General features: G+C 78.8%; 1 pseudogene. It reads left to right on the top strand.

The annotated features are described in order from the left end of the window. Positions 1-2663 (top strand): annotated as a pseudogene (locus AWC08_RS36770) (PE family protein); the annotation flags it as partial.

The raw sequence follows: 2663 nt of genomic DNA, 5'->3' as shown, positions 1-2663 counted from the left end.
CGGCGGGGACGGCTTGTCCGGCAAGGCCGGGACCGCCGGACTCGACAACGGTGCGGGCCAGACCGGCGGCTCGGGCGGCAACGGCGGTGCCGGCGGGGCCGGCGGTACCGGCGGCGACGGGGGCGCGGCCGCCCACGGGACTGCCGGGGTCAACGGCAACGGCGGGGCCGGCGGTCACGGCGGCAACGCCGGCACCCCCGGCGACGGCGGGGCCGGCGCGACCGGCACGGACCTGTTCGCCAATGGCGGCGCCGGCGGGGCCGGGGGTAATCCCGGCGTGGTCGGGGCCGGCGGGGCCGGCGGCAACGCCGGCATCGGCGGCACCGGCGGCACCAAAGGCACCGACGGCAGCAGCGGGGCCACGGTCACCACCGGCGGCAACGGCGGGGCCGGCGGCGCCGGTTTCAACGTCACCGCCCCGGGCGCCTCCGGCGGCAACGGCGGCGCCGGCGGCAACGGCGGAACCGTCGGCAACGGCGGAAACGGCGGTGCCGGCGGCAATGGCACGGCCGGTGGCGTCGGCAGCAATGGCGGCAACGGCGGCAGCGGCGGCAAAGGCGGTGCCGCAGGCAGCGGCGCCAGCGCCGGTAACGGCGGCAATGGCGGTAACGGCGGCGACGGCGGTACCGACACCGGCACCGGTGGGACCACCGCCCCAAGCGGCGGTGCCGGCGGCAAAGGCGGTGACGCCGGCTTCGCAGGTAGCGGCTCGACCGGCGGTGTCGGCGGCAACGGCGGCACCGGTGGGGCCGGGAGCACGGGCAACAACGGCCTCGCGGGCTTGGCCGGCGACGCCGGTGGATCAGGCGGTGCCGGCGGCGATGGTGGTGACGGCGGCCTGGGCACCGGCGGCAACGCCGGCAGCGGCGGCGCAGGGGGCAACGGCGGCGCCGGCGGCGCTGACACCGGCAGCGGCGGGACGGTCGCCCCTGCCGGCGGCGCCGGCGGCAACGGTGGCAACGCCGGCACCGTCGGCTCCGGCGGCATCTTGGGCACCGGCGCCATCGGGGGCAACGGCGGCAAAGGCGGCGCCGGAAGCATCGGCAACGCCGGCAACCCCGGCCTCGCCGGTGACGCCGGCGGCAAGGGCGGCCAAGGCGGCAACGGCGGCAACGCCACCGGTCCGGGCGGTGTCGGCGGCAACGCTGGTAATGGCGGCGCCGGCGGCAATGGAGGCAACGGCGGCACCGACACCGGGACCGGCGGGACCACCGCGCCTGCCGGCGGCGCGGGCGCCGCCGGCGGCGACGCCGGCTTGCCCGGCAGCGCCGGCAAGGCCGGTACAGGCGGTAACGGCGGCAACGGTGGCAACGGCAGCAACGGCAACAACGGCACGTTCGGCGCTGTCGGCACCGGCACCAACGGTGACAACGGCGGCACCGGCGGGGCCGGCGGCATGGGCGGCAGCGGCCGCGTCAGCGGCGGCACCGGCGGCACCGGCGGCAACGGCGGCACCGGCGGCAATGGCGGCAATGGCGCCGCCGACGCCGGAAATGGCGCCGGGTCTGGCGGTAATGGCGGCGCCGGTGGCGAAGCCGGCCCCTACGGCAGCGGCAGCCCCACCGGCAGGACCGGTGTCGGCGGCAACGGCGGCAACGGCGGCACCGGAGGCGCCGGCAAGACCGGCGGCGCACTCGGCACTGGTGACGGCTCCGGCGGCGGCGCCGGCGGCGCCGGCGGCAACGGCGGCAGGGCCTTGGGTTTCAACGGCGTCAGCGGCAACGGCGGCGCAGGTGGCAACGGCGGCGCCGGCGGCGCCGGTGCCGCCGACACCGGGTCGGGCAGCTTTAGCGGCGGCGCCGGTGGGACTGGCGGCAACGGCGGCAACGCTGGCGCCGCCCTTAACCCCGGCCCCGTTACATCAGGCAACGGCGGCGCAGGCGGCGCTGGTGGCGCCGGCGGCAGCGGCAGCGACGGCCTCCTGCTCAGCGGGCATAACGGCGGTGCCGGTGGCAGCGGCGGGACCGGCGGCAACGGCGGTACCTCAGGTACCGGCGGCAAAAATGGTGCCAGCGGTGCCGGCGGCAACGGCGGCAATGGTGGCCAAGGGGCCGACGCCACGACCGGCAACGGCGGCACCGGCGGCAACGGCGGCGCCGCGGGTGCGGCCGGCAAGGCGGGCACGGGTGGCAGCTTCTCGAGCTTTGTCGGCGGCAACGGCGGCAACGGCGGCAACGGGGGTGCCGGCGGCAATGGCGGCACCTCCGGCGCGGGAGGCGACGGCGGCATCGGGGGCAACGGCGGCACCGCAGGTATCGGCGACCTCACCTCCACCGGGGGAAAAGGAGGCGCCGGAGGCAACGGCGGCGCCGGACACGTCGGCAGCACCGGCTCCACGGGCTTTGCCGGGGGCAACGGAGGGCAAGGCGGCGCCGGCGGCGACGCTACCGGCACCGGCAGCGCCGGCGGCAGTGGTGGTGCCGGCGGCAATGGCGGCACCGGCGGCGCCGGCGGCGCCGGGAGCGGCGCCACGCGCGGCGGCCAAGGAGGAAACGGCGGCAGAGCGGGCAGCGGTGGCGCCGGCGGCGGCACCCCCTTCGGCGGAACCAACGGGAACGGCGGTGCGGGCGGCAACGGCGGCAACGGCGGCAACGGCGGCTCCAACTCGAACACGGTCGGCGGCTTCTTCTATGCCGGTGGCGGTGGTGGGGGCGGTGCGGGCG

The organism is Mycobacterium gordonae (genome assembly GCF_002101675.1).
In the GTDB taxonomy this organism is placed as follows: domain Bacteria; phylum Actinomycetota; class Actinomycetes; order Mycobacteriales; family Mycobacteriaceae; genus Mycobacterium; species Mycobacterium gordonae.
The sequence above is the reverse complement of the archived record's forward strand: the minus strand, read 5'-3'. Positions and strand labels throughout refer to the sequence as shown.